Below are 25802 nucleotides of genomic sequence, written 5' to 3'. Positions count from 1 at the left end.
GCGACCATGAAGAACCGCATCACTGAACTGCTGGGCATCCGCTACCCGATCATCCAGGGCGGCATGCAGTGGGTCGGCCGCGCCGAGCTGGCCGCGGCCGTCTCCAACGCGGGCGGACTTGGCACGCTGGGCGCGCTCACCCAGTCCACGCCCGAGGATCTGGGCCGCGAGATCGAGCGTTGCCGCGCGATGACTGACAAGCCTTTCGGCGTGAACGTCACCATGCTGCCGACAGTGAACCCGCCGCCCTACGAGCAAATCTTCGACGTCATCGTGACGCACGGCATTCGCATCGTGGAGACGGCCGGCAATGTGCCGGCGGCCGTGTTCGAGCGGCTGAGGGATGCAGGCATCGTGATCGTGCACAAGTGCACTTCCGTGCGCCATGCGCTGGCCGCGGAGAAGCGCGGGGTGCACATCGTGAGCATCGATGGCTTCGAATGCGCGGGCCATCCGGGCGAGGAGGACGTACCCGGCCTCGTGCTGATTCCGGCCGCGGTATCGGCGCTCAGCGTTCCGGTGATCGCCTCCGGCGGCATCGCGGACGGGCGCGGCATGGCGGCGGCCCTGTCGCTCGGCGCCGAAGGCGTGAACATGGGCACGCGCTTCGTCGCCACACACGAAGCGCCGGTGCACGACAACGTGAAACAGGCCCTGATCGATGCGCGCGAGAACCAGACGCGACTGATCATGCGCACCCTGCGCAACAGCTCGCGCGTGCTGCTCAATCCGGTGTCCGAGGAAGTGCTCGAGCTCGAGCATCGGCCCGGTGGCGCAGCCTTCGATGTAATTCGACCGCTGGTCAACGGGCAGCGCGGGCGGGCAGCGCTGGAGAGCGGCGACATCACGAACGGCGTGATCTGGGCGGGCATGGTGGCCGGGTTGATCGACGACATTCCCTCCTGCGGCGAGCTGATCGAACGCATGGTCGCGCAGTGCCGCGCGCGGCTCTCGGCCGCAGCGGCGCTGGCGGGCGCATGAATGCCGAGCAGACGCGCGACGCGTTGGCGGCACTGCTCGCGCGCAACGGCCGCCATGGCGAGGTGCAGGCACTGGCTCGGCTCACCGGCGGCGCGACCAAGACGACCTGGTCCTTCGACTGGGTCGATGACGAGGGCCGCCATCCGCTGATCCTGCAGCAGACCCCGCCGCGCGCGCCCGATGCGGAAGCCTCCGCGCGCCGACCGCCGAAGCTCACGGGCGAAGAAGACGCTGCGTTGATGATCGTCGCGCGCGAAACGGACGTCGCGGCACCACGCGTGGTGCATGTGCTCGCACCCGCGGATGGACTGGGCGGCGGCTACATCACCGAGCGCATCGACGGCGAAGCGCTCGGCAAGCGCGTCGTAGCCGATGCCGCTTTCGATGCGGTGCGCCCGCGCCTCGCGGTACAGTGCGGCGAGATCCTCGCGGGCATCCACCGCATGCCCACGGGCAGACTCCCCTTCCTCTCGCGACTCAGCCCCGCCGACGAGCTCGCGATCTACGGAGGTCTGCTCAAGGAGCATGCCTTCGCGCATCCCGCGCTTTCGTATGCGCTGCGCTGGGTCGGCGAACGTCTCCCGCCGGACGACATGGCCTGCGTGGTGCACGCCGACTTCCGCACCGGCAACCTGATCGTCGACCCGGGCGAAGGCGTGCGCTGCGTGCTGGACTGGGAGATCGCGCGGATCGGTGATCCGATGCACGACCTGGGCGTGCTCTGCATGCGCAGTTGGCGCTTCGGCGGAAAGGGCGAGGTGGGCGGCTTCGGGTCGCGCGAGGACCTGTACACGGCCTACGAGCGCGCTTCGGGCAGGTCGGTCGATCCGCAGCGCGTGCGGTTCTGGGAAGCGATGTCCAACCTCAAGTGGGCCATCTCGTGCGTGCGGCGCGGCCTCGCGCGCGGCATGGATGGAGGCCCGGCGAGCAGCGAGCTCGCCGCCATCGGACGCCGGCTGGAAGAGCCGCTGTGGGACTTCATGACGCTCGCCACTGCCAAGGATTGAGGAGAACGACCCATGCCCGCCTTCGTTCCACCCGCCGCGACACTGCTGCAGGCCGCCGCCGACGATCTGGAGCGCGACGTGCTGCCGGCACTGGCCGGCTTCCCGCGCTTTCGCACACGCGTCATCGTCAACGTGCTGCGCCTCTTGACGCGCGAACTCGCGCTGGGCGATGCGGCCGACGCTGCCGAGCACGCGCGACTGCAGGCGCTGCTCGACACGGGATCGGAGGACCTGGCGGCGCTGCGCATGGAGTTGGCGCGGCGTATCGAAGCCGCCTCCGTAGATCTCGACGATGAGGCACTGGTACGGCACCTCCGCGAAAGCCTGCGCGAGGCGCTGGCCATCGACAACCCCGCCTGGACCGGCGAGCGCGCCTGAAGAACCCACGGAGACACAGCATGCAACACGGCACCCGACGTCAGGCCCTTTGCGCCCTTGCCGCCGCCTCGCTCGCATTCACCGGCACCGCCGCCGCGCAGGACGCGGCCCGCTGGCCCGACAGGCCGCTGCGCATCGTCATCCCCACGCCGCCGGGTGGCGCGCTGGACGGCACCGCGCGCCTGATCGCAGAGCGCCTCGCGGCTTCCCTCGGGCAGCCGGTGGTGGTGGACAACCGTGCCGGCGCCAACGGGGCCATTGCCTATGGCGTGGTCGCGAAGGCGCCGGCGGACGGCTACACGATGGTGCTGTCGCTCAGCAGCCTGGTGCTCACCAGCCTGATGGTGAAGTTACCAGGCTACACGCTTCAGGAACTGACGCCGGTGTCGCTGGTGGCGATGCTGCCCAACAGCTTCGCCGTGGCCAAGCATGTGCCCGCCAGCAACCTGCGCGAGTTCATCGCGTGGGCGCGCAACCGCAAGGAAGGCGTGGACTACGGCACCAGCGGCCCGGGCAGTTCGGCCAACATCCTCGGCAGCATGTTCGCGCAGCAAGCCGGCATCAGCATGGTCCATGTCCCCTTCAAGGGCGAGGCGCCCGCGGTGCAGGCTGCGCTGGGCGGCCAGATCGCCGTCGTGATCGGCGCGGCCGGCACCCTGGCCGCTCAGGCCCAGGCGGGACGCATGAAGCTGCTGGCCGTCGCGCTGCCCAACCGGCTGAAGGACTTTCCGGACGTGCCTACCTTCAGCGAGCTGGGCTATCCCGCGGTGAGCCTGTCGGGCTGGTCGGTGATGGCCATGCCTTCGGGCACGCCCAAACCCATCGTCGAGCGCCTGTCGTCCGAGATCACGCGGATCGTGCAGACGCCCGACGTATCGGCGCGCATCTTCGCCTACGGCTTCCAGCCTGAGGGCGGCAACCCCGACGCGGCCCGGCGCTTCGTGCAGGAAGAGACCACGCGCTGGACCGACGCCATCAAGGCCACCGGCATCACGATGGAGTGAGAAGACCCTCGCGAGGCCAACGCGTGGCAGCGAGCCGCCCCGAGCGCGACAGCGTGATGTACGCGTCGCGCCCGTCGTTGCCGCCGAAGCAGATGTTGGTCGTCGAGCGGTCGGGCATCGGCACCCGCTCGACCAGCGCGCCCGTCGGGTCGATCACCGTGATGCCCGCGATACCCGGCGCGCCGATGGTCGCGACGCAGACGTTGCCGCCCGCCTCCACCGCGAGCGAATCGAACATGCAGTAGACGGGCGAGGCGAACAGCATGTCCCCCGGCGTCAGCGCCGGCCAGCCATGCAGCGCCAGTTCGCCCGGCCCGCTGATCGCGAAGCGCCACACACGCGCGGTGACGGTCTCGGCCACGTACAGCCACCGGCCGTCCGGCGACAGGCCGATGCCGTTGGGCGTGAGCATGGGGAACACCACCTCGCGGATCGATGAGCCATCGGCCCGGGCATAGCAGATTCGGCCGCGATGGAGCGCATCGTGGCCCATGGACCCGAGATCGGTAAACCAGAAACCGCCGTGCGAGTCGAACACGATGTCGTTGGGGCTTTGCAGCGGTCCGCTACCTGTGCGTTCGTACAGGCGCTCGACCCGGCCGCTCGCGAGGTCGATGCGCTCGATGCGCCCGCCGTCGTAGTCGACGGCACGGCCGTGCGGATAGCGACCACCGCTCGGATCGGTGTGCCACTGCATGCCGCCGTTGTTGCAGACATAGCAGGCGCCGTCCGGCCCGATCGCCGCGCCATTGGGGCCGCCGCCGGGCGTGGCCACGGTCTCCACGCGGCCGTCGGGTCGAAGGCGGCTCAGGCGACCGGCCGCGATTTCCACGAACAGGACAGAGCCATCCTCGAGTGCCACCGGCCCCTCGGGAAATTGCAGGCCGCTGGCCAGGATCTTCAGGTCTTCATCCATCCTCTTTGCTCCTTCATGCGCCGGTCCAGCGCGGTGGTCGGTGCTCGGCGAATGCACGCGGGCCTTCGCGCGCATCGGCGCTCGCCATGACGCGGCGCCCTGCCGCATCGGCCTCGGCACGCAGCACTTCATCGTGCAGGTCGAGGGCGCGACGCGCGAGCGCCAGGCTGGCGCGCAGGGCCAGCGGCGCATTGGCCGCCGCCAGCGCCGCGACATGCATCGCTTCGGGCAGCAGGCGTTCGGGCGCGACCACACGGTTGACCAGGCCGAGACGCAGCGCCTCAGCGGCATCGATCGATTCGCCGGTGGCGATCATCTCCAGTGCCGCGCCGCGAGGGATGCTGCGCGGCAGCCGCCACACACCGCCTGCGGTGGCGGCGAGGCCGCGCTTCACCTCGGGCAGGGCGAACAGTGCGTTGGACGACGCGATAGCGAAGTCGCAGGCCAACACGAGCTCGAAGCCGCCGGCAACCGCCGCGCCGTTCACTGCCGCAATCCACAGCTTCTCGCGCGGGGCATGCACGAAGCCAGCGAAGCCGCCTTCGGACGTGGAGCGCCCGCCGGGCGCGGAACCGCTCGCGAGTTCCTTGAGATCGGCGCCAGCACAGAAGGCTATTTCACCGGCGCCGGTCAGGATCGCGACGTGCACGGCCGGATCGCGTTCGACCGCGGCAACGATTCCGGCAAGCGCCAGCGCGGCCTCCGCATTGATCGCGTTGCGCGCCTGAGGCCGGTTGATCGTGACGATCGCGAGGCCGTCCTGGTCCTCGCGCAGCACGACGCTCATTTCACAGCTCCACCCGCGCGCAGGCGAGCGATCTCTTCCTCCGCGTAGCCGGCTTCGCGCAGCACCTCATCGGTGTGTTCGCCGATACGGGGCGCATGGCGCGGAAAGGTCTTGTCCGCGCCTGCCACCTGGAAGGGGCTGCTGACCGTCAGGCCGGTGCCCGGGATGCCTTGGCCCGGCACCAGCGCGCCGCACAGGCGCATCTGCTCGTCGTCCAGCACATCTGCGCTGCGCGCGACCGCGCCGACCGTGAGGCCTTCGGCGCCGAAGCGGTCCGTCCAGTCGGCGCTGTCCCGCTCCCCCAAGACCTCGTCCAGCAGCGCAGCGAGCGCCGGTGCGTTCTCGCGTCGCGCTGGCATTGCGGCGAAGCGCGGATCCTGCGCGAGCGCGGGGCGCTCGATCGCGCGCAAGAAGGCCTCCCAGTCGCGTTCCTCCGTGACGAGGCTGAGGATGAACCAACGCCCGTCGCGGCAGCGATAGAAGTTGGTGAGCGCGTTGCGCGGCTGGCTGCGCGGCTGTCGGTACACCAACCGTCCACCGACCAGCATGCCCTGGATCGCCATCGCGTTGGCCCAGGCCCCATTCGCCAGCAGCGAAGTGCTCACCATGCCGCCCCTGCCCGTGCGCTCGCGGGCGTACAGGCCGGTAACGATGGCCGCGAACAGCGTGACCGCGGTGGGCTGATCGCCCAGGCCGTTGGCGGGGTTGGCGGGCGGGCCTTCAGGGTCGGGACGGGTCAGGTCGGCCAGCCCGCTGCGCGCCCAGTAGGTGGTGGCGTCGAAGCCGGGCTTGCCGGACTCGGGGCCGGTTTCCCCGTAGCCCGTGAGCGATGCATACACCAGGCGCGGATTGAGTTGGCGCATCGTCTCCCAGGCAAGACCCAGACGGGCGCGCACCGGCAGCGGGTAGTTGGTGATCAGCACATCAGCCTCGCACACGAGGCGGTGCAGAACCGCCTGGCCCTCCGATTTCTTGAGATCCAGCGCGATGCCTCTCCGGCTACGTGCGCCCTGCATCCAGAGATAGTTGTGATCGGAATAAGCAAGGTTGGGATTGAGGACCGTCTTGCGAAAGCCATCGCCTTCGGGCACCTCGATCTTGATCACGTCAGCGCCGAAGTCCGCGAGGATCGTCGCCGCCCCCGGCCCGGCGATGTAGCTGGCGACGTCGAGGACCCGGAGGCCGTTGAACACGCTCATTGCGCGGTGCCCGCCGGCCGCTCCGAGATCGGCACGCCGTCGTTCATCAGGTCGCAGTACTCCGTCATCCCCAGCACGGTCCGCCCTTCGCAGGTGAACTCCGTCATGCTTTCCGTGATCCGCGTGTAGGTCTTGAAGTCGTTGGCCCCCACGCGCCGGTGCCGCAGCGGCACGGTGGTCAGGATGCGCCCCTTCATCACATAGGTCTGGCGCTCGGTCGTCACCCACGCAGTGAGCCCCTGCGGAATCCACTCCGCGTCGTACTCGGTCTCGATGCGGCCGTCGATCACCGGCTCGTGCACGCCATCGCGAAGCACATTGCCACTGACGCGGTTGGGGCCCCCCTCCGGGCGTCCCTTGATCGACAGCAGGATCCCGAAGTCACGCGAGAAGGTGACGGGCAGCCACTTGTACCAAAAGAAGCTGTGCCAGTGCCGAGGCCCCCAGGACTTGTCGCGATAGCCGGTCCCGCCCACGAGATCATGCTTCACGCCATCCACGGTGATGTGTCCGTTGACCGCCATGTTCTGCTCGGTATGCCCGCGATACACCGCGTGCTCGGGATCGAGTTCGATGGGCCGGCCCTGCAGGTCGACGATCTCGCCACCATGCATCGGCGACACGCCCTCGAAGTCCAGCGCGATCGAGGCCGGCCGCTTCGGGTAGCGCTTGAAGGCCGCGCTCGGGTCCATCATGGCCAGCGGATCGTCCATCAAAAGCAAGTCACCCTCGTAGCGCACGCCATGCCGCTTGAAAGGCTCGATCACCTCGAACGCCATACCGGCCGCGGCCATCCGCTCATTGCCGGTGATGGCGGGGCGGCCGAACATGAAGCCCACGCGGCCGTCAGGCAGGTACACGCAGCAGGTCATCTCCGCATGGCCCTCGTTGGGCCGGTTGCCGACGCGAACCCATGCGCCGATGCGGCTCCCGGAATCGAAGGCATTGAAATACATGCTCTCGTTGTAATTGCCCACCGGCTCGGGCGGGTGGGTGTATTCGTCGCGTGGGTCCAGCTTGAGTCGGGTGTCGGGCGGCATGTACATGACGGGGAATCCTTTCAATGGTTCGCCAGCTCGAGGCGGGCGATCTGGTTGCGATGCACTTCGTCGGGGCCGTCGGCAATGCGCAGGCCGCGCGCCTGCGCATAGGAGCGCGCGAGGATGAAGTCCTGCGACAGGCCTGCCGCGCCATGGGCCTGGATGGCCCAGTCGATCACCTGGCAGGCCATGGAAGGCGCCGCGACCTTGATCATCGCGATCTCCTTGCGTGCGCCCTTGATGCTCACCGTGTCCATCTTCCAGGCGGCATGCAGGGTCAGCAGGCGGGTCTGGTCGATCAGCACGCGCGCCTGTGCGATGCGTTCCATGGTCACGGTCTGGTTCGCGATTGGCCGACCGAAAGCGACGCGCTCCTTCGAGCGCGCGCACATCAACTCCAGGCAACGCTCGGCGCGGCCCACCAGGCGCATGCAGTGGTGGATGCGCCCGGGGCCGAGCCGGCCCTGCGCGATCTCGAAGCCGCGGTCTTCGCCCAGAAGGATGTTCTCCAGCGGCACGCGCACGTTGTCGTACACCACTTCGGAGTGGCCGTGCGGCGCATCGTCCCAACCGAAGACCTGCAGGTTGCGCACGATGCGCACGCCCGGCGTCTCGCGCGGAATCAGCAGCATGGATTGCTGGCGATGCTTGTCCTCGCTCGCCGCATTGGTCTTGCCCATGAAGATGATGAGCTCGCAGCGTGGATCGGCGATGCCGGAGGTCCACCACTTGCGGCCGTTGACCACGTAGTGATCGCCGTCGCGCCGGATCTCGGCCTCGATATTGGTGGCGTCGGAGGACGCGACCGCGGGCTCGGTCATCGAGAAGCAGGAACGGATGCGGCCCTCCAGCAGCGGCGCAAGCCAGCGCGCCTTCTGCGCCTCGGTGCCGTAGCGCGCCAGGATCTCCATGTTGCCGCTGTCCGGCGCCGAACAGTTGAACACTTCGGGCCCGATCGGGGAGCGCCCCATCAGTTCGGCCAGCGGTGCGTAGTCCTGGTTGTTCAGGCCGGCGCCATGCTCGCTGTCCGGCAGGAACAGGTTCCACAGGCCCTGCGACTTCGCTTTGGCTTTCAGTTCCTCGATGACGGGCGGCACCTGGGCATGCCCCGAGGGCTGCGCCTGCGACTGCTCGTGCACGATGCGCTCGGCCGGGTAGACGTGCGCATCCATGAAGGCGGAAAGCCGCTCGCGCAGCTCGACGGTACGGGGGCTGTGTTCAAAGTCCATCGCGTGTGAAGAAGTGGGGCCGCAGTCCGGGACGCGGCCAGTCGAGGGCGGCAAGCCGGCCGGTGGAGGACAGCGTGACGTACGCGGTCTTCATGTCGCCCCCGCCGAAGCAGAGGTTGGTGGTGAAGCGGTCCGGCAGCGGCACATGCTCGACCGCGCTGCCATCGGGCGCGATGACGGTGATGCCGCCGTTGAAGAGCGTGGCCACGCAGATGCGACCGTCCTCCTCCATCGCCAGCGAGTCGAAGAGCTGGTAGCCCGGCAGGCCCGCGACCAGCGTGCCGCCGTGCGGTGCCAGCGAGTCCGGCGCGCGCGCGATGCGCCCCGGGCCGATCACGTCGAAGGCCCACAGCCGCCCAGGCGCAGTCTCGGCCACGTACAGCCGCTTGCCGTCCGGCGACAGGCCCACGCCATTGGGCGTGTTCATGGGAAAGATGACCTCCCGGCATTCGCTGCCGTCGGGCCGCGCCCAGCAGATCGCGCCATGGTCCATGTCGCGCTGGCGGCGCTTGCCCAGATCGCTGAACCAGAAGCCGCCGTCGGCGCCGAAGACGAGGTCGTTGGGGCCCTTGAGCGGCGCCTTGTCGCTGTGGGTGTAAAGGACCTCGACCCGGCCGGTGCGCAGGTCCACGCGCTGGATGCGGCCGCCGGCATACTCGGATGGCTGCAAGCCAGGCGTCTGCGTCCCATCCGCATGGCGATGCCATTCGAAGCCGCCGCCGTCGCACACGTAGCAGGCGCCGTCCGGGCCGATGGCTGCGCCGTTCGGGCCGCCGCCAGTCTTCGCCACCACTTCTCGGCGGCCGTCGGCGAACACGCGTGTCAGGCGCCCCGCCTGGATCTCCACCACCAGGAGCGAGCCATCCGCGAGCACCACGGGGCCCTCGGGGAAGTCCAGGTTCTCTGCAACGATCTTCATCTTCGATTCCTCGTTTGGCGCATCTACAGGCCCAGGTATGCGGCGCGCACATCCGGATGCGCAGCCAGTTCGCGGGCGCTGCCGCTCATCACCACCTCGCCGTTCTGGAGCACGTAGGCGCGATCGGCGGCGGCCAGCGCCATCTCGGCGTTCTGCTCGGCCAGCAGCACCGAGACGCCGGTCGAGCGGATGTGGCGGATGAAGGCGGCGATCTCCTGCACGATCAGCGGCGCGAGCCCCAGCGTGGGTTCATCCAGCATCAGCACGCGCGGCTGTGCCATCAGCGCGCGGCCGATCGCCAGCATCTGCTGCTCGCCACCGGACAGCGTGCCCGCCATTTGCAGCCGACGCTCGCGCAGACGCGGGAACCAGCGATACAAGCTCTCGCGCCGTTCTCGCCGCGCAGCCGGATCGCGGCCCAGATCGCCCAGGTCCAGGTTTTCCTCGACCGACAGGTCCGGAAACACCCGCCGGCCCTCGGGCGACAGCGCCAGACCGGCGGTGATGCGCTCGCGCGTGGGCAGCGTCTCGATGCGCTTGCCGGTGATCGCGACCGCGCCGGCAGCGTGTGGAACCAAGCCCAGCAGCGCATTGAGCAGCGACGACTTGCCCGCGCCATTGGCACCGACCAGTGCCACGACCTCGCGTGCACCGAGCGTCAGGTTCACGCCGACGAGCGCCCGCGTCTCGCCATAGCGCACATCGAGGCCTTCGACTTGCAGCAGCGGTGCCGTCATGCAGCCAGCTCCTCGCACGACGCGGGTGTGCTGCCCAGGTAGGCCGACACCACATCCGGCATGCGCGTCACCGCGCCCGGCGCGCCGTCGGCGATCTTCACGCCATGGTGCAGCACCACCACCCGGTCGACGAACGACATCAGCATCTTCAGGTTGTGGTCGACCACGATCAGCGTCATGCCCTTGTCGCGCAGGCCACGCAGCACCTGGGCCAGACGCGTCGCCTCGACCTGGTTGAGGCCGGCGGCTGGCTCGTCGAGCAGCAGGAGTTCAGGCTGCGTGGCCAGAGCCATCGCCACACCCAGGAGCTTCTGTTCGCCGTAGGGCAGGCTGCCCGCCACGTCATCTCGGCGCGCCAGCAGGCCGACTTCGGCCAGGCAGCCCAGCGCATGCGCGGTGCGCTGCCGCTCGCGCGCACGCCAGCGCGGCGCGCGCAACAGCGAGCCCCAGAACCCGCCCGGCCGGTGCAGGTGGCTGGCGATTGCCATGTTGGCAGCAACCGTCTGCCCGGCGCAAAGCGCGGTCTGCTGGAAGCTGCGCACCACGCCCAGCCGCGCGACACGATGGGCCGGTTGCCCCACGATGTCCCGCCCGCGCACGCGGATCGCACCGGCGCTCACCGGCAGGAAGCCCGACAGCATGCTCAAGAGCGTGGTCTTGCCGGCGCCATTGGGCCCGATGAGGCCCACGATCTCGCCGGCCCGCACGTCGAACGACACATCCTGCACCGCCTTGAGTCCCTTGAAATGACGACTCACGCCCGCGACTTCGAGCACCATGCCTTCACGATGCGGCCGGGCTGCAAGAGGCGCGGGCTGCGATGCATCGAATTCGCGCGCGGCGCGCGCGACGCGCCATCGCGGGAAAGCGGGCCGAGTGACCAACCAGCCCACCAGCCCACCTGGCAGCAGGCGCACCGCGAGGAGCAGGATGAGTGCGAAGGCCGCGAAGTTGAGATCACCGAGAAAGCGCAGCCCCTCGGGGATGATCGCGAACAGCGCCCCGCCCAGCACGGGCCCCACCAGGGTCGCCTTGCCGCCAAGGATCACGCCCAGGATGCCGGTGGCCGAGTAGCTCACGCCGAGCAGCGAGGGCGAAAGCACGAACACCTTCGGAATGAGAAGCGCCCCGGCCAATGCAGCGAGCCCACCCGACAGCGCGACGTTCAGCACGCGCGAGCGCACGGTCGCGATGCCCAGCGACTCGGCGAGCGCCGGCGCTTCGCGGATCGCAGTCCAGCCGCGTCCGGTTGCGCTGTCGCGGAGGTTGCGCAAAACCACGAAGGCGATGGCGAGCGCCGCCGCCACCGCGAACAAGTAGCCCTGCTGCGCATTCCAGCCCACGCCCTGCACGAAGGGCAGCGGCGGTGCCGTCACCATCAGCCCCATGGGACCGCGCGTGAGGTCCACCCAGTTGACCACCAGCAGCACGAGGATCTCGGCCACCACGAGCGTCGCGATGGCGAAGTAGGCACCGCTCAGGCGCGCGGACACGATACCCACCAAGCCTCCGAGCAGCAGGCCGGGCAGGATGCCCAGCGGCACCGCAAGCCAGTAGTTCCACCCGAGTTTCGTGACCAGGATGCCGACGGTGTACGCACCCAGCCCGAGGAAGGCCGCATGCCCGAAGCTCACGTAGCCCAACTGGCCAAAGGTGACCGACACGCCGAGCACGAAGATCGCGAGGACGGCGGCATAGGCGGCGACGTCCAGCAGATAGGGAGAGCGGATCACGCTCGCCAGCAGCGCCGCCGCGGCGATACCGATCAGCATGTCGCGCACGGTGCGGATCATCGCGCCACCCCTGCGAGACCCTGCGGCCGCACCAGCAGCACCACCAGCATCAGCGAATACACCGTGGCCGCGGCCAAGCCCTCTTCCATCACGAGCCCCAGCATGGCCTCGAGCACGCCCACGGCAAGTGCGCACAGCACGGCGCCGCCCGCACTTCCCAGCCCGCCGAGCACCACGATCACGAAGGCCTTGATCAGCACCGCCTGCCCCAGCATCGGCGAGTAGGAGGTGATCGGCGCCAGCAGCGCACCGCCGAGACCGCCGACCACCGCGGCCAGCAGGAAGGCGCGGGTGCCGACCGACTTGACATCGATGCCCACCACGCGCGCGGCATGCTCGCTCTGCGCGAGCGCGCGCATCTCCACGCCGAAGCGTGTGCGGCGCGCGAGCAGGCCCAACAGCACCAGCGCAGCGATGCTCGCCACGATGACGAACAGGCGCTGCGCACTGAGTCCCACGCCCGCCAGTTCGATACGGCCCTGCAGTCCGTCGACGCGCGCCGGTGCCGGCCCCCACACCGACAGCACGGCCTGGTTGAACAGCACGCCGACCGCGAAAGTGGTGAGCAGGATGTCGGTACGCCCGTCCGCACGCCGCAGCAGCGGCGACACCGCGAGCGCATCGAATATCCAGCCGACGACGGCGCCCACCAGCATGGCGAGCGGCAGCGCAGCGAGATAGGGCAGGCCCAGCAGCTTGTTCGCCAGCACCACCGTGAGCGCGCCCAGCATCACCACTTCGCCGTGGCCGAAGTTGATGATGTGCAGCACGCCGAAGGCGAGCGTGAGCCCCAGCGCGATCAGCGCATAGCCGAAGCCGATGGAAAGTCCGTTGAGCAGTTGCTGAAGCAGCGCGTCAGTCATGGCTTCGGCGTCGCTTTCGTCAATCGCCGGTCGCAATCTTTCCGTCCTTGACCTCCAGCACGACCCATTTGTCGGAGGTCGCCTGATTGCCCGGGAAGCGCACCTTGCCGCGCGGCGAGTCCCAGGTGCCCTCGCGCAGGGTGACGGCCAGCTTGGCGGTGTCGGTCACGGTGCCGGCCGAGCGGATCGCCTGCCCGAGGATCCACATGCTCTCGAAGCCGAGGAAGTCCACCTTGCCGGGCATCGCCTTGTACTTGGCCTGGTAGGCGGCGACGAATTTTTGGTTGGTTTCGGTGTTCATCGTCGGCGCCCAGATGTCCAGCGTGAACGCACCCTCTGCCGCCGCCCCGGCCACCTGCAGTAGCGCGGGCGTCACCGAGCCGGGCAGGATGCAGCGTTTCGCTTTTACGCCCGCCTCGACCAGCGTGCGCAGCAGGCTGCCGCCCTGCTCCGGCGCCGAGAAGGCCATGCACACCACGTCGGGGCTGGCCGCCTTCACGCGCGCGGCGATCGTGCTGAAGTCGGTCTGCTTCAGGATGTCGTACAGCTCGGTGGCCACGACCGCGCTGCCGAAGCTGCCCTTCATGCTCGCGATGATCGAGCGGCCGTAGTCGCCGTTCTCCACCACCACCGCCATGCGCTGCGGCTCCACCTTGTCCTTGAGGTACCGGTTGAAGACCTCGCCATCGGTGGACACCAGCGGATTGAAGCGAAATGCACGGTCGTAGTCGGTGACCTGCGGTGCCTTCGTGACGGCGGCGAGAAACACCGCGCCGCTCTGCTGCGCGACCTGCGTCACGCCGAGCGACACCGCCGTGTTGATCGCGCCGACGATCACCGGCACCTTGTCTTCGCTTAGGAGCTTGCGCGCCGCGGCCACGGCATCGGCGGGCTGGTAGTTGTCGTCGTACACCACCAGCTTGAGTGGGCGGCCGTCCAGCGCGCCGCCGTTGGCATTGATCATCTCGGCGGCAATCTCCGCGCCGTTACGGCCCTGCTGGCCGAGCATGGTCTTGATCGGATAGAGCACGCCGATCTTGATCTCCTGCGCGAACGCGGGCGCGCTCGCGAGCAGACCGGCGACAAGGCCCGCGCCAACGAGGCCGCGCACGGCGGGAGAAAAAATTCTGCGCATAGTGCTTGTCTCCTTAATGGTTCTACCATTAAAGTATCGGATCAATGGCGACCGCATCGGGGAAAGTACGGAGAGCGGCTGCTAGTGCGGCACACGAAGCCAAGCCTTGCCCACCGTGGATCGGCCTTCCAGCGCGGCCAGGGCCGCGCATGCGTCGTCGAAGGCAAACAATGGCCCGGGCATGGGGCGGATACGGCCTTCCGCATGCCACGCATAGACCTCTTGCGTGAGCTGCGCCGCCAGCGCGAGGTCGCGCTTGCGCACCTCACCCCACAGCACACCCACCGCACTGGCGTTGTGAAGCAGCAGCCGATTGGCCGGCAGCTGTGTGAGCGCGCCGGCCGCAAAGCCGATGACGAGGTAGCGCGCGCCGAAGGCGAGGCAGCGCAGGCTCTGCGCGCCGACCTCGCCACCCACCGGGTCGTAGATCACATCAGCGCTGCCGGGGGCGATCTTGCGGAAGGCATCGACCCACCCGGGATCGCCATAGTCCAGCGCGGCATCCGCGCCCGCGTCGAGACAGGCTTGCGCCTTCCGCGCCCCGCCCGCGGTAGCGATCACACGCGCACCCATCAGCTTGCCGAGTTGCAGAGCGGCGCTGCCAACACCGCCCGCGGCGGCATGCACGAGCAGCGTCTGGCCTTCTTGCAGGCGCCCCGCCACGCGCAACGCAAACAGCGAGGTGGGATAGTTGCTGCGCAATGCAAGTGCTTCCCCCGGGTCGATGTCCTGAGGGATCGCGATCGCCTCGCTGCGCGGCACCAGCGCGTACTGCGCGAAGCCGCCCTGCCTGGAAGAACTCGCCACGCGCGTGCCCACCGGCAGTTCGCCACCTTCTCCCGCCACGATGGTGCCCAGCACCTCGGAACCGGGCGTGAAGGGCAGCGGCGGCTTGATCTGGTACTTGCCGCGCACGATCAACGTATCGCCGAACGCAAGGCCGGCGGCCTCGACCCGCACCAGGTATTGGTCGGGGCCGGGCTGGGGCACCTTGACGTCGCGCAGATGCATCTGGCCACCCTCGCTGATTTCCTCGACGCGCCACGCGCGCATCGATGGAGGCAGGTTGCTCGTCATCGGGTCTCCTTTGTCGCCGCCCAGCCGGCTTCGGCAGTTGCTTGAACGCGCGCGGCAACGGCAGCCGCTCGGCTGTTGGCGGCGTTGCCGTCCAGCGCGCGACGGGCCACGCCCTGCTGGATGGCAGCAAGACGGAACATGTTGAACGCGAGGTGGTAGTGCCAGTGCGCGATGCGCGCATCGGCGCGGCCGCTTGCGCGGCAGTAGTCAGCCACATGCTGCGCTTCGGTCGGAATGCCCTCAGGCAAGGCGTCGAGCCCGGCCAGCGTGCGATGGGTTCCGAGTTGCAGCCGCCAGGCGAGGCAGTGGTAGGCGAAGTCCACCAGCGGATCTCCCAGTGTGGAGAGTTCCCAGTCGAGCACGGCGACGATGCGCGGCTCGCTCGAGTGAAACACAAGGTTGTCGAGCCGGAAGTCACCGTGCACGAGCGACGTGCTTTCCTGCGGCGGCACATGCGCCGGCAACCATTCGATCAGCCGCTCCATCGCCTCGATGCGGACGGTCTCGCTCGCGCGGTACTGGCGAGTCCAGCGCTCGATCTGACGCTCGACATAGCGGCCTTCGCGGCCAAAGTCGGCCAGACCGCGCGCACGCCAGTCCACCGCATGGAGCGCGGCCATCACGCGGGCCATCTCGGCGTAGTGCGCGCGGCGTTGGGCGGGAGCCATGCCTGGCAGGGTCTGGTCGGTGAGGATGCGCCCTTCCACAAAGTCCATCAGGTAGAAGGTGCTGCCCAGTACAGCCGGGTCTTCGCACAGCACGCATGCACGCGGCACCGGCACGTTCGATTTTTCGAGCGCGCGCAGCACACGGAACTCGCGCTCCACCGCATGGGCCGAAGGAAGCAGCATGCCGGGCGGCTTGCACCGCAGCACGAGCCGCCGTGCGCCCGCCTCGACGATGAAGGTGGGATTGGACTGTCCGCCTTCGACCTGCCGCACCCGCAGCGCGCCGTCGAAGCCAGTGATTTCGCGCCGGATGAACGCATCGAGCGCGCTCGCCTGCGCCGCATTGAACCCATTCGCCGTGATTGGAGGGGTGGATGAATCGTTCACTTTGTCGTTTAATCTATGGTTGAACCAATGATCGCACGACGATCGTATAGCAGCTGCATCCATCACACAAGGAGACACCGCCATGAACTTCACCCGACGCCAGACGCTCGCAGCCGCACTCGGCTCGCTAGGTGCGGGCGTCCTGCCGCTCGCGCAGGCGCAGTCGCAGCCCTTCCCCTCGCAGGTGATCAAGTTCGTGATTCCCACGCCGGCCGGCGGGGGCCACGACACCATGATGCGACTCATCGGCCAGAAGCTGACCGAGGCCTGGGGCCAGCCCTGCATCGTCGAAACCAAGTCCGGCGCAAGCGGCGCCATCGCCGCGGCCACGGTGTCGCAGGCGCCGGCCGATGGATATACCGTGCTGATCGGCTACAGCGCACTCCTCAGCAATACGGTGCTGATGCAGAAGCCGGGCTATCGGATGGAGGACCTGCAACCAGTGGGCATGCTGGCGCTCACCCCAATCGCGATCGGCATCCGCGAAAGCTTGCCCGCCTCTACCCTCAAGCAGTACGTGGCGCTCGCCAAGACGCGCCCCGGCAAACTCTCTTATGGCTCCTATGGCCAGGGCTCGGGCGGCCACTTCGTCGGCGAACTGTTCAACATGGCCGCCGGCATCGACACCGTGCACGTGCCGTACAAGGGCGAGACGCCTGCACTGCAGGATTTGCTGGGAGGCCAGATCGATGCGGCGGTGGTATCGGTCGGCGGCGTGAATCGCTATCCCGGCAAGATCAAGCCGCTGGCCGTCGCCAGCGCTACGCGCTTTCCCGCGTACCCCGACGTGCCGACCTTCGCCGAACTGGGCTATCCGGAAGTCGACATGCCCGGCTGGGCCGCCGCCTTCGTGCCAGCGAAGACGCCCAAGGCCATCGTCGCCAAGCTGACCGCGGAGATGGGCCGTATTCTCGTGATGCCGGATGTGCGCGCCAAGCTGCTGGAGCTGGGCTTCGAGCCGACGCCATGGAGCGCCGACCAGACCCAGCGCTTCATGAAGGACCAGCTTGCACTCACGCAGAAGCTGGTGGACGCGGGGCGCGTAAAGCTCTAGCCGAGCAAAAGCCGCTGCGACTCTGGTTGCAGCGGTTCGATCGCGGTATCTGCGTCCTTAGCAGTTGACGAGCAGGCGCGCGCACAACCTTTCGCGTGCCTGGCGATCAAGACCGAGGGGGCCTTCCAGATAGGCGTTCATCGAGCCCCAGCGACTGTCGATCTCGTCGAATGCGCATTGCATGTATTCGGCGCGCACCGCGGCCAGCAGCGCCCAGTCGCTCGAGGCGCCGTGCATGCGCCAACGTCCGTTGCTCGCCATAAAGTCATCGAACACGGCTTCGCGCGGCACTCCGAGCGCGAGCAGCAACAGCGCCGCCGCCCAGCCGGTGCGGTCCTTACCCGCGGTGCAGTGAATCACCAATGGGAGGGGCGTTGCCTCGTCGGCAACCAGCCGCAGGAGCGAGGCGAAGACAGGCGCGTGCTCGTGCGCGAAGCGGCGATAGACCTCGAACATGATGGCAGTCAGCGCGGAAGTGTCGGCCTGGCCGGCCTCGCGCAGTTGGCGCAGCGCGCCCATCGCGCGCGGCTCGATCGGCAGATGCACCTCCTGGATCCCTGACTGCACCAGGCGCGACGGCGTGTGCTTCCGCTCGTCCGTGCCGCGCAGGTCAACCACCGAGCGGAATCCAATGGCACGCAGCGCGATCAGATCGTCGTCGGGTATCGCGCCGAAATGGCTCGAACGCCAGAGCCGCCCCGGCGCGACCAGATGACCCGACGCCGTGCCGATGCCGCCCAGGTCGCGCAGGTTCGGCACGCTCGCCACGACGGGCGCTGCATGCGATGACATGTTCATCGCGCCGCAATGACGGCCCGCATCAGGCACCCAGGACAGCACGCCCGTTGGCAAGCACCTGCACGCCGCGCTCCTTCACGCTCGCACGGAAGGCGACCTCCTCCGAGCCCATGCGCCAGCAATCCAGCACCAGCGTTTCGCCGGGATAGACCGGCGAAGTCAACCGCGCGCGGATCGACTTCATGCGCGACGCATCGTGCCCGCAGAACCGGGTCAGGATGCCACGACACGCATTCCCATAGGTCGCGAGGCCGTGCAGGATCGGCCGCGGAAAGCCAGCCTTTGCGGCCACCGCGGGGTCGATGTGCAGCGGGTTGATGTCGCCGGAGAGCCGATACAGCATCGCCGCATCCGCGCGGGTCGGCAGTTCAATGGTCAGATCAGGTGCCGAATCCGGCGTTGCGGCCGGAGCGGACGGGGGTTCGTCACCGCGGCCGCTCTTCGAGAACCCGCCATCGCCACGCAGGAAGAGCACCATCTCGACCGTGGCAACCAGCCGGCCGCTGGCCTCGTCGCTGAGGGTCTTCTCCACATGCATCGTTGCGCCCTTGCCCTGGCCTTTGTCGACGATGCGGGTGACGCGGCTCTCGCCGATCAGCGTGCCGGAGGCGGGCAACGGCGAATGAATCGTCACGCCCTGCTCGCCGTGCACCAGCTTCAGGTAGTCAATGCCCAGATCCTTGCGATCACGCATCCAGAAGCCGGCCGAGGCCAGTACCGCGGCCATGGTCGGCACGGCCTGGAGTTCCTTCTCGTAGACGAAACGGAGTTCCTCCACGGCCAGCGGGTCCGCCGCGAAGCCGACGCCCAAGGCATAGAGGATGGTGTCGCGCTCGGTATAGCTCTGGCGTACAGGGCCGGAGCGCCAGGCCTTGGTCTTCTCGTAGTCGATCATGGGTTCAATCCTTGTTCGGCCAGCGGAACTGCGCCGGCTCCTTGGCGGCGAAGCGGCGGATGGCTTCGCGAAAGTACGCGCTGGACGAGGCGATCGCCTGCGAGGAAGCCTCCATGTCCAGAATGGTGTCCAGATCGCTCTGCAGCGTCGCGGCCAGCGCGCGCTTGGAGAGGCTGAAGGCAGTAGGGGACGCGTCGGCCAGGCTGCGAGCAAGTTGCATTGCACGCGGCATCAGAGCCTCCGGTGCGAGAGCCTCGAGCGCCAGGTTCATGCGCAGCGCCTCTTCGGCGCCGAACTCGCGCGCCGAGTAGATCAGGTCCTTGGCTCGCTGCAATCCCACCACGCGTGGCAACTGGTACCAGGCGCCCACATCCGGCACCAGGCCGATGCGATGGAAAACCATCGCTAACCGCGCCCGCGTGCTCACCAGCACGATGTCGGCATAGAGCGCCATGCTGAGCCCCGCTCCGAATGCGACGCCGTCGATCGCGGCAATCAGCGGCTTGTCCAGCGCCGCCAACGCGCGCGCCAGTTCGGCATAGCGGGCCATGCCCGCGCGGCGCTGCTCGAGGGTGCGCGAGCCCCCATCGGCCATGCCCTTGACGTCGCCGCCCGCGCAGAAATCGCCGCCTGCACCGGTCAGCACGACCGCGCGGATGTCATCGTCGACACGCAACGCGCGCAGGGCAGCAACGAGCGCGTCAGTGGTGGGGATGTCGATGGCGTTCTTTGCCGACGGCCGGTTCAGCGTGAGGACGGCCACGCCGTCCGCGCGCTCCAGAAGGACGTTGTCGCCCGCCATGTCAGAGACTGATGTGGAAGCCGCCGTTGACGCCCAGATGCTGGCCCGTGATATAGCTCGAGCCATCCGACAGCAGATAGCAGACGCTCTTCACCACCTCGCCCGGCGTGGACCAGCGGCCCAGCGGAATCTGGGCGAGCATCTGGTCGCGGAACTTCTCGCCGCGCACCACTTCCGTCATCGGTGTCTCCACCACGCCGAAGCAGATTGAGTTGGTGCGGATGTTGTAGCGGCCCCATTCGCGCGCCGCCGTCATCGTCATGCCCAGCATGCCGGCCTTGGCCGCCGCGTAATTGATCTGGCCGATCGAGCCCTTGCGGCCGGCGTCGGACGAGATGTTGACGATCGAGCCGCCGGTCTTGTCGCCGATCTTGGCCCGCTCGACCATGTGCCGGCCTGCGGCACGCATCCAGTAGAAGGAGCCGGTGAGGTGCACGTCGATCACCTCCTGCCATTGCTGGTCGGTCATCTTGTCGATCATGGCCGGGCGGATGATGCCGGCGTTGTTGACAAGGCCATGCACCGCCCCGAACTTCGCGACCGCATCGGCCACGGCGCGGTCGGCCACGGCCGGATCGGCCACGCTGCCCTGCACCGCGAGCACGCGCGCCTGGGGCAGCGGCGAGACCGCGGCGTCCAGCGTCTGACCATTGAGATCGACGGCTACCACGTTGGCCCCCAGGTCAATGGCCAGTTCCACGATGCCCTTACCGATGCCCTGGCCGGCGCCGGTGACGACGATGGTGCGCCCTTGCAGGCTGACGATGGGATCCACTTTGATGCTCCTTGTTGATTGTCCGATGGTTGAACCAATGATATCCTACTTGTGAACAGTGACTGGAGCAAACACATGACCATCAAACGCAAGGCCTGCATCGCAGGCGCCTACGAACACCCGACGCGCAAGGCCCCCGACAAGACAGTGGCACAGTTGCACGCAGAATGTGCCCGCGGCGCGCTGGCCGATGCCGGCCTCACCCTGCAGGACGTGGACGGCTACTTCTGCGCCGGCGACGCGCCCGGCCTGGGTGCCAACAGCATGGCCGACTACCTGGGCCTGACCCGGCTGCGCCACGTCGACAGCACCGACACCGGCGGATCGGCCTACCTGATCCACGTGTCGCACGCAGCGCAGGCCATTGCCACCGGAAAGTGCGATGTCGCGCTGGTGACTCTTGCGGGCCGCCCGCGCAGCGAAGGATCGATCGGCGTCGCGCCGCGACTGGTCACGGCCGACACGCCGGACGTGCCCTGGGAGATGCCGTACAACCCCGTCACCGTGAACATGTACGCGCTGGCCGCAGCCCGCCACATGCACGAGTACGGCACCACCAGCGAACAGCTCGCCTGGATCAAGGTAGCCGCCGCCGCCCACGCACAGCACAACCCGAATGCGATGCTGCGTGAGCCGGTGACCGTGGAGGAGGTGCTGGCCTCGCCCCTGATCTCCGACCCGCTGCACAAGCTGGACTGCTGCGTGGTGAGCGACGGCGGTGGCGCGCTGGTCGTGGTGCGGCCCGAGATCGCTGCGCGTCTGAAACGCCCGGTGATCAATGTGCTCGGCGCAGGCGAGACCATCAAGGGCCAGCTCGGCGGCCAGGTCGACCTGACCTGGTCCGGCGCGGCGATCTCCGGTCCCATCGCGTTCAAGGAGGCGGGCGTGAGTCCGAGCGACATCCAGTACGCATCGATCTACGACAGTTTCACCATCACGGTGCTGATGCAGCTGGAGGACCTGGGCTTCTGCAAGAAGGGCGAAGGCGGCCGTTTCGTGGCCGATGGGAATCTGATCTCGGGCGTCGGCAAGCTTCCCTTCAACACCGATGGCGGCGGCCTGTGCAACAACCATCCGGCCAACCGAGGCGGCATCACGAAGGTGATCGAGGCCGTGCGCCAGCTGCGCGGAGAAGCGCACCCGAAGGTCCAGGTGCCCGACTGCACCCTGGCCCTGGCCCAGGGCACCGGTGGCCTGCTCGGCTCGCGCCACGGCAGCGCAACCCTGATCATGGAAAGGCAATAAGCGATGACCACTCCCTTCACCGACCGGGCGCTGGCGGCTCCGCATGTCGACGCCGCCACCAGGCATTTCTGGACACAAGCCAAGGAAGGCCTGCTGTGCACGCGGCACTGCACCAGTTGCGGCAAGGTCCATTGGTACCCGCGCGTCCTCTGCCCCTTCTGCATGGGCGAGACCGAGTGGTGCAGCCTCTCGGGTCGAGGCACGATCTACAGCGTGAGCGTCACGCGCCGCGGCGGCCCCATCCCTTACGCGATCGCCTATGTCACCCTCGACGAGGGCATCACGATGCTGACCAACATCGTCGACTGCGATCTCGATGATCTGAAGATCGGCCAACGCGTCGAGGTCACGTTCAAGCCCGCCGAGGGCGGCGCGATGGTCCCGATGTTCAGGCCGGCCTGAGTGGACATGGAAACGCTCGACTTCTCATTGGAGAACGCGGTCGGCTGGGTTCGCCTCGCCCGACCCGAGATCCACAATCCGCTGGACGTTGCGCTGCGCGCCGATCTGATGGCGGTGCTGGAGCAGGTACGCAATGACCCGGCGGTGCGTGCGCTCGTCCTTACCGGTGGCGCGGGCGCCTTCTGCGCCGGTGGAAACCTCCACGCACTGCAGGAACATGCGGATGCGGGCCCCGCCTACTGGCAGCGGCGAATCAACGCCGGTCTTCGGCTCACCGACGACCTGTTGAATGTGGGCTGCCCCGTGATCGCCGCCATCGACGGTCCGGCCATCGGCGCGGGCTTCGCGCTGGCGCTGTGCGCGGACATGATCATCGCCAGCCCGCGCGCCAAGTTCGCCATGGCCCATTTGCGGCTGGGTTTGGTGCCGGACCTCGGCGCGCTCTACCTGCTGCCACGCGTGGTCGGGTTGCAGCGCGCGAAGGAACTGGTGTTCTCCACCCGCGACGTCGGCGTCGAGGAAGCCCGCGAATTCGGGATCGTGATGGAAGTGCACGCGAGCGAAGCGCTCGAAACGCGTGCGCGAGAGATGGCCGAGCGCATGGCCCAGGCTGCGCCGACCGCGGTGGCACTGTCCAAGGCGATGCTGAATGCCTCGCTCGACGGCGACCGGCAGAGCGCCTTCGCACTCGAAGCGGCGAGCCAAGCCGCCGCCTTCGCGGCGCCAGAACCGGCTGCGCAGATCGAGGCCATTCTCGGGAAGCAACGCCCCGCCTTCGGCGGCCTGAAGTCCGCGCGGGGCTGACGCCCGTCAGCCGAAATGAGATGAGAAGAAGGCCTCGGCCTTCTTCGCTGCGCGTCGTGCGCGCTCAGCGGGCGGTAACGCAGCGTCGGCAACAACCGGCGTTTCCAGCTCGATCTCGGCATCCGGCGGCAGGGCCGCCACCAGCCCCCGCAGATCCAGGCCGCCGTCCCCCAGGTACATGCGGCCTGCCATCGCCTCATCGAACAGGGTTGTCGCTGGCGAACGCACCGCAGGCGCATCGCACAGTTGCGTGAGATAGATGCATTCAGGGTCGAGCGCACGCACATCGGCCACGCCCGCGCCCGAACGCGCCAGATGGAGCGAGTCGATCAACAGGCCCACATTGCGGCCGCCGCTGTCGGCGATCACGCGCTGCGTATCGGCGATCGACTTGAGCGTGCTCATGGGCATGAACTCGAGCGCGATGCGCACGCCCGCATCGGCGGCAGTGCGCGCGTAGTCGCGCAGCAACTCGCCGACACGCGCCAGGTCGGGCTCGAAGCATCCCTGCGAGATCAGCGGCGCGCCGAGGCGGCGTGCGGCTTCCACGTTCGAGAGCAGGTGCGACAGGTTCGTTTTCTCCGAGATGTAGTAGCCGGAGATGCTGGAGACGCGGACCGACAACGCCTCGGCCTGCGCGCGTAGCTGCTCGAAGCCATCTCCGTCTGCACCGGGTCCCGGCCACGGGTCGCCGGGATTGCGCCCACTGATGCGCAGTCCCGCCGCGCCGAAGCTGGCTTCGGCAGCCGCGGCGAGAACATCCAGCGGCGCCGCTTGCGCACCGAGCGAGAGAAAGCCGAACGTGAGCGCGCGGACTTCCCGGCAGCGGCGATTGCTGCTCATGCCGGCAGCACCTCAGCGGCCTGCAGCTCGCGCAGGCGCTGCACCAGCGTCGCATCGGTCTCGATGCAGTCGTGGAAGCCGGCGCGCCGGATCTTCGCCGTCGCCAGCACGATGTCGTGCGCCTGGCGCAGCATGTAGTCCATCCATCGCCAGTCGACGATCTGGCCGATGTCGATCGTCCGCAGACGGTGACGCTGCGCGATGCGATCCCACACGGCTTGCTGCGCCGGCATCAGGTCCGCAAGCGGAAGCGTCTTCGGCTCGGCGCAAGGCATGGCGAGCGCTTCGGCAATCACCGGCCAGGTCTGTCGCCAGCGCGCCGGATCTCCGTTGGTGACATTGAAAGCCTCGTCCTCCGCCGCGGGCGCATCCGCGGCCCACGCTGCGGCGGCGCCGATCTGGCGCGCGTCCGCGATCTGGTGCAACGCCTCGTAGGCACGCGCGCTTCCGGGGAAGCGCAGCGGCATGCCCAGTTCCTTGCAGACAGCGGCATAGAGGCCGATGCCGAGCACCAGGTTCATCGGGTTGCCGATGGCGTAACCGGAGACGAAGGGAGGAATCAGGTTGACCCAGCGCCAGCGTGCGCCGCGGCCGGCCTCGCGCAGCCAGTCCTCCTGGTCGTAGTAGAAGTTTGGCGGCAGTTGTCTCGGATCGCTCTCGCGACAGGGCGTGGGGCTCGCACCCCACTGGATGCCGTAGAACTTCGCGCCCGTGACCAGCACCACCTTGCGCAGCGCCGGCGAGGCCCGCTGCACCGCCTCCACCACATTGCGCAGCATCGCAAGATTGGGTGCGACTTCCGCCGCGCGGCTGGGCGACGGCTGGAAGGCTGCGTGGAATACGTGCGTGATCCCCGTATGCGGCGCGACAGCCCGCGCGCAGGCGGCCGCATCCACCAGGTCCACGGCCACGCCTTCGGTTCCGGACAAGGCGCCGCCGCCCGAACGGCTCGCGCACAAGACGCGCCAGCCCTCGCCCACCAGTCGCTCGGCAATGCCGCGCCCCACGATGCCGCTGGCGCCGGCGATCAGCGCCGTCTTCTTCTGTTGCATGCGGAACCCTCAGCTGCTGAGCGTGATGCCAAGTCGCTTGATGAGATCGCCCCATGTCTGACTGTCGCTCAGCGCGAGCTTGCGGAAGGCATCGCCGTGCACCTGCGACGGCACGCCTCCGCCGCGCCGCACGGCCTCCTGGAACGCAGGATCAGCCTGCATGTCCGCCACAGCCTTCAGAAGTTTCGACGTCACCGGCGCAGGCATGTTGGCCGGGCCCACCATGCCGAAGAGCTGATCCGGGATCCGCGCCTGCAGACCGGACTCCTGAAGGTTAGGGACGTTCGGCAAGGCAGGATCGCGGCCCTCGCCCGTCACCGCCAGCGCCTTGATGCGCCCGGCCTGGATCAGCGGAAGCGAGGTGGCGAGCGACGCGATCGTATATTGCACTTCACCGGCCATCATGGCGGTGTCGGTCTCGTTGCCCGTCTTGAAGGGCACATGCACTGCCTTGATGCCCGCGGCCGCGTTGAACTGCTCCACCGCCAGATGGATGCTGTTGCCCACACCGCTCGAGCCGAAGTTGAGCGTGCCGGGTTTGGCCTTGGCCAGTGCAATGAAGTCCTGCAGCGTGTCCACGCCCAGCTTGGGCGACACCGTCAGCACCTGGCGCGAAGTCTGGATCAGGCCCAGGTAGGTGAACGACTTCTCGACGTCGTAGCCGGGGTTCTTGATGAGATGCGGTGCGGAGGTTAGCGATGTGGTCGTGCCCATTCCAATCGTGTAGCCGTCGGCATGTGCACGGGCCACCGCCGCCATACCGATGGTTCCCGAGCCGCCAATCTTTTGATCCACGACCACCGTCTGTCCCAGGCGCCGGCCAAGATCGGCCGCGATCAGGCGGGCCAGGATGTCAACGGCACCGCCGAAGGGCGTGATCAGCGTAATGGGGCGCTCTGGCCAGGTCCCTTGCGCGAGCAGGCGGCCGGGAAAGGCGCCAAGGGCGGCAGCACCCGCCGCGATCTGAAACAGGGCGGCGCGACGGCTGGGGCGCGGAGCGGGCATTACAGGA

Annotated in this window: 27 protein-coding genes; 8 read left to right on the top strand and 19 right to left on the bottom strand. The window is 68.2% G+C overall.

The features are described from left to right. Positions 1-6: 6 nt before the first annotated feature. From AC1DSF_RS10105 to AC1DSF_RS10090, 4 genes are read left to right on the top strand one after another with little or no spacing between them, the layout of a single operon-like run. The gene (locus tag AC1DSF_RS10105; protein WP_478124608.1) at positions 7-981 is read left to right on the top strand and encodes an NAD(P)H-dependent flavin oxidoreductase; all 975 of its coding nucleotides are present in this window, start codon (positions 7-9) and stop codon (positions 979-981) included. After that, positions 978-1988, top strand: a complete 1011-nt coding sequence (locus AC1DSF_RS10100) for a phosphotransferase family protein (RefSeq protein ID WP_478124607.1) — start codon at positions 978-980, stop codon at positions 1986-1988. Before AC1DSF_RS10105 ends, AC1DSF_RS10100 begins: the two co-directional genes overlap by 4 nt. A 12-nt stretch (positions 1989-2000) precedes the next feature. Then, on the top strand, positions 2001-2366 hold the full coding sequence (locus AC1DSF_RS10095) for a DUF6285 domain-containing protein (RefSeq protein ID WP_478124606.1): 366 nt from the start codon (positions 2001-2003) through the stop codon (positions 2364-2366). Positions 2367-2386: 20 nt separating this feature from the next. Next, positions 2387-3370, top strand: coding sequence for a Bug family tripartite tricarboxylate transporter substrate binding protein (locus AC1DSF_RS10090; protein WP_478182770.1), 984 nt, complete (start codon positions 2387-2389; stop codon positions 3368-3370). Here AC1DSF_RS10090 and AC1DSF_RS10085 read toward each other — a convergent pair. The 12 genes from AC1DSF_RS10085 to AC1DSF_RS10030 all read right to left on the bottom strand — a co-directional run bounded on the left by AC1DSF_RS10085 (position 3357) and on the right by AC1DSF_RS10030 (position 16120). Next, positions 3357-4286, bottom strand: coding sequence for an SMP-30/gluconolactonase/LRE family protein (locus AC1DSF_RS10085; protein ID WP_478124604.1), 930 nt, complete (start codon positions 4284-4286; stop codon positions 3357-3359). The genes AC1DSF_RS10090 and AC1DSF_RS10085 overlap by 14 nt on opposite strands. A gap of 13 nt (positions 4287-4299) precedes the next feature. Further along, entirely contained in the window at positions 4300-5073 is a 774-nt protein-coding gene (locus AC1DSF_RS10080; RefSeq protein ID WP_478124603.1) for an enoyl-CoA hydratase-related protein, read from the bottom strand. Beyond that, a complete protein-coding gene (locus tag AC1DSF_RS10075; RefSeq protein WP_478124602.1) occupies positions 5070-6272 on the bottom strand; it encodes a CaiB/BaiF CoA transferase family protein in 1203 nt (400 codons plus the stop codon). Before AC1DSF_RS10075 ends, AC1DSF_RS10080 begins: the two co-directional genes overlap by 4 nt. Beyond that, complete coding sequence (locus tag AC1DSF_RS10070; protein ID WP_478124601.1) at positions 6269-7318, bottom strand: DUF7064 domain-containing protein; 1050 nt, start codon at positions 7316-7318, stop codon at positions 6269-6271. The genes AC1DSF_RS10075 and AC1DSF_RS10070 overlap by 4 nt, the downstream gene beginning before the upstream one ends. Before the next feature lie 14 nt (positions 7319-7332). After that, a complete protein-coding gene (locus AC1DSF_RS10065) occupies positions 7333-8541 on the bottom strand; it encodes an acyl-CoA dehydrogenase family protein (RefSeq protein WP_478182769.1) in 1209 nt (402 codons plus the stop codon). After that, a complete protein-coding gene (locus AC1DSF_RS10060) occupies positions 8531-9460 on the bottom strand; it encodes an SMP-30/gluconolactonase/LRE family protein (protein ID WP_478143852.1) in 930 nt (309 codons plus the stop codon). Before AC1DSF_RS10060 ends, AC1DSF_RS10065 begins: the two co-directional genes overlap by 11 nt. 23 nt (positions 9461-9483) lie before the next feature. Next, on the bottom strand, positions 9484-10197 hold the full coding sequence (locus tag AC1DSF_RS10055) for an ABC transporter ATP-binding protein (RefSeq protein ID WP_478124598.1): 714 nt from the start codon (positions 10195-10197) through the stop codon (positions 9484-9486). Then, positions 10194-11990 carry a branched-chain amino acid ABC transporter ATP-binding protein/permease gene (locus tag AC1DSF_RS10050; RefSeq protein ID WP_478124597.1) on the bottom strand — a complete coding sequence of 599 codons (1797 nt, stop codon included), beginning with the start codon at positions 11988-11990 and terminating at the stop codon, positions 10194-10196. The genes AC1DSF_RS10055 and AC1DSF_RS10050 overlap by 4 nt, the downstream gene beginning before the upstream one ends. Beyond that, positions 11987-12853, bottom strand: coding sequence for a branched-chain amino acid ABC transporter permease (locus AC1DSF_RS10045; RefSeq protein WP_478124596.1), 867 nt, complete (start codon positions 12851-12853; stop codon positions 11987-11989). Before AC1DSF_RS10045 ends, AC1DSF_RS10050 begins: the two co-directional genes overlap by 4 nt. A gap of 19 nt (positions 12854-12872) precedes the next feature. Further along, positions 12873-13964, bottom strand: coding sequence for an ABC transporter substrate-binding protein (locus AC1DSF_RS10040; RefSeq protein WP_478182768.1), 1092 nt, complete (start codon positions 13962-13964; stop codon positions 12873-12875). Positions 13965-14069: 105 nt separating this feature from the next. Further along, positions 14070-15065 carry an NADPH:quinone oxidoreductase family protein gene (locus AC1DSF_RS10035; protein WP_478182767.1) on the bottom strand — a complete coding sequence of 332 codons (996 nt, stop codon included), beginning with the start codon at positions 15063-15065 and terminating at the stop codon, positions 14070-14072. Next, on the bottom strand, positions 15062-16120 hold the full coding sequence (locus AC1DSF_RS10030) for a phosphotransferase (protein WP_478182766.1): 1059 nt from the start codon (positions 16118-16120) through the stop codon (positions 15062-15064). Before AC1DSF_RS10030 ends, AC1DSF_RS10035 begins: the two co-directional genes overlap by 4 nt. A gap of 82 nt (positions 16121-16202) precedes the next feature. On the opposite strand from AC1DSF_RS10030, the gene AC1DSF_RS10025 reads away from it, so the two are divergent. Beyond that, positions 16203-17174 (top strand): Bug family tripartite tricarboxylate transporter substrate binding protein, encoded by a 972-nt coding sequence (locus AC1DSF_RS10025; protein ID WP_478124592.1) that lies wholly within the window; start codon positions 16203-16205, stop codon positions 17172-17174. Between the two features lie 57 nt (positions 17175-17231). Here AC1DSF_RS10025 and AC1DSF_RS10020 read toward each other — a convergent pair whose 3' ends face one another. Genes AC1DSF_RS10020 through AC1DSF_RS10005 form a run of 4 tightly spaced genes read right to left on the bottom strand, consistent with a single transcriptional unit; the run spans position 17232 to position 20444 of the window. After that, positions 17232-17942, bottom strand: a complete 711-nt coding sequence (locus AC1DSF_RS10020; RefSeq protein WP_478182765.1) for a tyrosine-protein phosphatase — start codon at positions 17940-17942, stop codon at positions 17232-17234. Positions 17943-17994: 52 nt separating this feature from the next. Beyond that, positions 17995-18867, bottom strand: a complete 873-nt coding sequence (locus AC1DSF_RS10015) for a MaoC/PaaZ C-terminal domain-containing protein (RefSeq protein ID WP_478124590.1) — start codon at positions 18865-18867, stop codon at positions 17995-17997. A 4-nt stretch (positions 18868-18871) separates the two neighbouring features. Next, a complete protein-coding gene (locus AC1DSF_RS10010) occupies positions 18872-19669 on the bottom strand; it encodes an enoyl-CoA hydratase/isomerase family protein (protein ID WP_478182764.1) in 798 nt (265 codons plus the stop codon). A gap of 1 nt (position 19670) precedes the next feature. Further along, complete coding sequence (locus tag AC1DSF_RS10005; RefSeq protein WP_478124588.1) at positions 19671-20444, bottom strand: SDR family NAD(P)-dependent oxidoreductase; 774 nt, start codon at positions 20442-20444, stop codon at positions 19671-19673. 75 nt (positions 20445-20519) lie between these two features. On the opposite strand from AC1DSF_RS10005, the gene AC1DSF_RS10000 reads away from it, so the two are divergent. Genes AC1DSF_RS10000 through AC1DSF_RS09990 form a run of 3 tightly spaced genes read left to right on the top strand, consistent with a single transcriptional unit; the run spans position 20520 to position 22895 of the window. After that, positions 20520-21689 carry a thiolase domain-containing protein gene (locus AC1DSF_RS10000; RefSeq protein ID WP_478124587.1) on the top strand — a complete coding sequence of 390 codons (1170 nt, stop codon included), beginning with the start codon at positions 20520-20522 and terminating at the stop codon, positions 21687-21689. 3 nt (positions 21690-21692) lie between these two features. Beyond that, complete coding sequence (locus tag AC1DSF_RS09995) at positions 21693-22091, top strand: Zn-ribbon domain-containing OB-fold protein (protein WP_478124586.1); 399 nt, start codon at positions 21693-21695, stop codon at positions 22089-22091. A 6-nt stretch (positions 22092-22097) separates the two neighbouring features. Continuing rightward, on the top strand, positions 22098-22895 hold the full coding sequence (locus AC1DSF_RS09990) for an enoyl-CoA hydratase/isomerase family protein (protein ID WP_478124585.1): 798 nt from the start codon (positions 22098-22100) through the stop codon (positions 22893-22895). Between the two features lie 6 nt (positions 22896-22901). Here AC1DSF_RS09990 and AC1DSF_RS09985 read toward each other — a convergent pair whose 3' ends face one another. The 3 genes from AC1DSF_RS09985 to AC1DSF_RS09975 are packed head-to-tail and all read right to left on the bottom strand — an operon-like array spanning position 22902 to position 25795. Beyond that, on the bottom strand, positions 22902-23738 hold the full coding sequence (locus tag AC1DSF_RS09985; protein ID WP_478124584.1) for a sugar phosphate isomerase/epimerase family protein: 837 nt from the start codon (positions 23736-23738) through the stop codon (positions 22902-22904). Continuing rightward, a complete protein-coding gene (locus AC1DSF_RS09980; protein WP_478124583.1) occupies positions 23735-24790 on the bottom strand; it encodes an SDR family oxidoreductase in 1056 nt (351 codons plus the stop codon). The genes AC1DSF_RS09985 and AC1DSF_RS09980 overlap by 4 nt, the downstream gene beginning before the upstream one ends. A 9-nt stretch (positions 24791-24799) precedes the next feature. Then, positions 24800-25795: a Bug family tripartite tricarboxylate transporter substrate binding protein gene (locus AC1DSF_RS09975; protein ID WP_478124582.1), complete on the bottom strand. Its 996-nt coding sequence runs from the start codon at positions 25793-25795 to the stop codon at positions 24800-24802. Positions 25796-25802 lie beyond the last annotated feature (7 nt).

It is taken from the genome of Variovorax sp. 01N429 (assembly GCF_056399425.1).
Note: the sequence above shows the minus strand (reverse complement) of the source record. Positions and strands in the feature narration are given on the sequence as shown.

What these genes read in the sequence shown, in the direction of transcription:
- AC1DSF_RS09985 (WP_478124584.1), bottom strand. Translation starts at nt 23,738, where the DNA reads ATGAGCAGCAATCGCCGCTGCCGGGAAGTCCGCGCGCTCACGTTCGGC.
- AC1DSF_RS10035 (WP_478182767.1), bottom strand. Translation starts at nt 15,065, where the DNA reads ATGACGAGCAACCTGCCTCCATCGATGCGCGCGTGGCGCGTCGAGGAA.
- AC1DSF_RS10085 (WP_478124604.1), bottom strand. Translation starts at nt 4,286, where the DNA reads ATGGATGAAGACCTGAAGATCCTGGCCAGCGGCCTGCAATTTCCCGAG.
- AC1DSF_RS10100 (WP_478124607.1), top strand. Translation starts at nt 978, where the DNA reads ATGAATGCCGAGCAGACGCGCGACGCGTTGGCGGCACTGCTCGCGCGC.
- AC1DSF_RS10095 (WP_478124606.1), top strand. Translation starts at nt 2,001, where the DNA reads ATGCCCGCCTTCGTTCCACCCGCCGCGACACTGCTGCAGGCCGCCGCC.
- AC1DSF_RS10105 (WP_478124608.1), top strand. Translation starts at nt 7, where the DNA reads ATGAAGAACCGCATCACTGAACTGCTGGGCATCCGCTACCCGATCATC.
- AC1DSF_RS10070 (WP_478124601.1), bottom strand. Translation starts at nt 7,318, where the DNA reads ATGTACATGCCGCCCGACACCCGACTCAAGCTGGACCCACGCGACGAA.
- AC1DSF_RS10080 (WP_478124603.1), bottom strand. Translation starts at nt 5,073, where the DNA reads ATGAGCGTCGTGCTGCGCGAGGACCAGGACGGCCTCGCGATCGTCACG.
- AC1DSF_RS10025 (WP_478124592.1), top strand. Translation starts at nt 16,203, where the DNA reads ATGAACTTCACCCGACGCCAGACGCTCGCAGCCGCACTCGGCTCGCTA.
- AC1DSF_RS10010 (WP_478182764.1), bottom strand. Translation starts at nt 19,669, where the DNA reads ATGGCGGGCGACAACGTCCTTCTGGAGCGCGCGGACGGCGTGGCCGTC.
- AC1DSF_RS10045 (WP_478124596.1), bottom strand. Translation starts at nt 12,853, where the DNA reads ATGACTGACGCGCTGCTTCAGCAACTGCTCAACGGACTTTCCATCGGC.
- AC1DSF_RS10015 (WP_478124590.1), bottom strand. Translation starts at nt 18,867, where the DNA reads ATGATCGACTACGAGAAGACCAAGGCCTGGCGCTCCGGCCCTGTACGC.
- AC1DSF_RS09990 (WP_478124585.1), top strand. Translation starts at nt 22,098, where the DNA reads ATGGAAACGCTCGACTTCTCATTGGAGAACGCGGTCGGCTGGGTTCGC.
- AC1DSF_RS09980 (WP_478124583.1), bottom strand. Translation starts at nt 24,790, where the DNA reads ATGCAACAGAAGAAGACGGCGCTGATCGCCGGCGCCAGCGGCATCGTG.
- AC1DSF_RS10060 (WP_478143852.1), bottom strand. Translation starts at nt 9,460, where the DNA reads ATGAAGATCGTTGCAGAGAACCTGGACTTCCCCGAGGGCCCCGTGGTG.
- AC1DSF_RS10000 (WP_478124587.1), top strand. Translation starts at nt 20,520, where the DNA reads ATGACCATCAAACGCAAGGCCTGCATCGCAGGCGCCTACGAACACCCG.
- AC1DSF_RS09975 (WP_478124582.1), bottom strand. Translation starts at nt 25,795, where the DNA reads ATGCCCGCTCCGCGCCCCAGCCGTCGCGCCGCCCTGTTTCAGATCGCG.
- AC1DSF_RS10065 (WP_478182769.1), bottom strand. Translation starts at nt 8,541, where the DNA reads ATGGACTTTGAACACAGCCCCCGTACCGTCGAGCTGCGCGAGCGGCTT.
- AC1DSF_RS10050 (WP_478124597.1), bottom strand. Translation starts at nt 11,990, where the DNA reads ATGATCCGCACCGTGCGCGACATGCTGATCGGTATCGCCGCGGCGGCG.
- AC1DSF_RS09995 (WP_478124586.1), top strand. Translation starts at nt 21,693, where the DNA reads ATGACCACTCCCTTCACCGACCGGGCGCTGGCGGCTCCGCATGTCGAC.
- AC1DSF_RS10055 (WP_478124598.1), bottom strand. Translation starts at nt 10,197, where the DNA reads ATGACGGCACCGCTGCTGCAAGTCGAAGGCCTCGATGTGCGCTATGGC.
- AC1DSF_RS10090 (WP_478182770.1), top strand. Translation starts at nt 2,387, where the DNA reads ATGCAACACGGCACCCGACGTCAGGCCCTTTGCGCCCTTGCCGCCGCC.
- AC1DSF_RS10075 (WP_478124602.1), bottom strand. Translation starts at nt 6,272, where the DNA reads ATGAGCGTGTTCAACGGCCTCCGGGTCCTCGACGTCGCCAGCTACATC.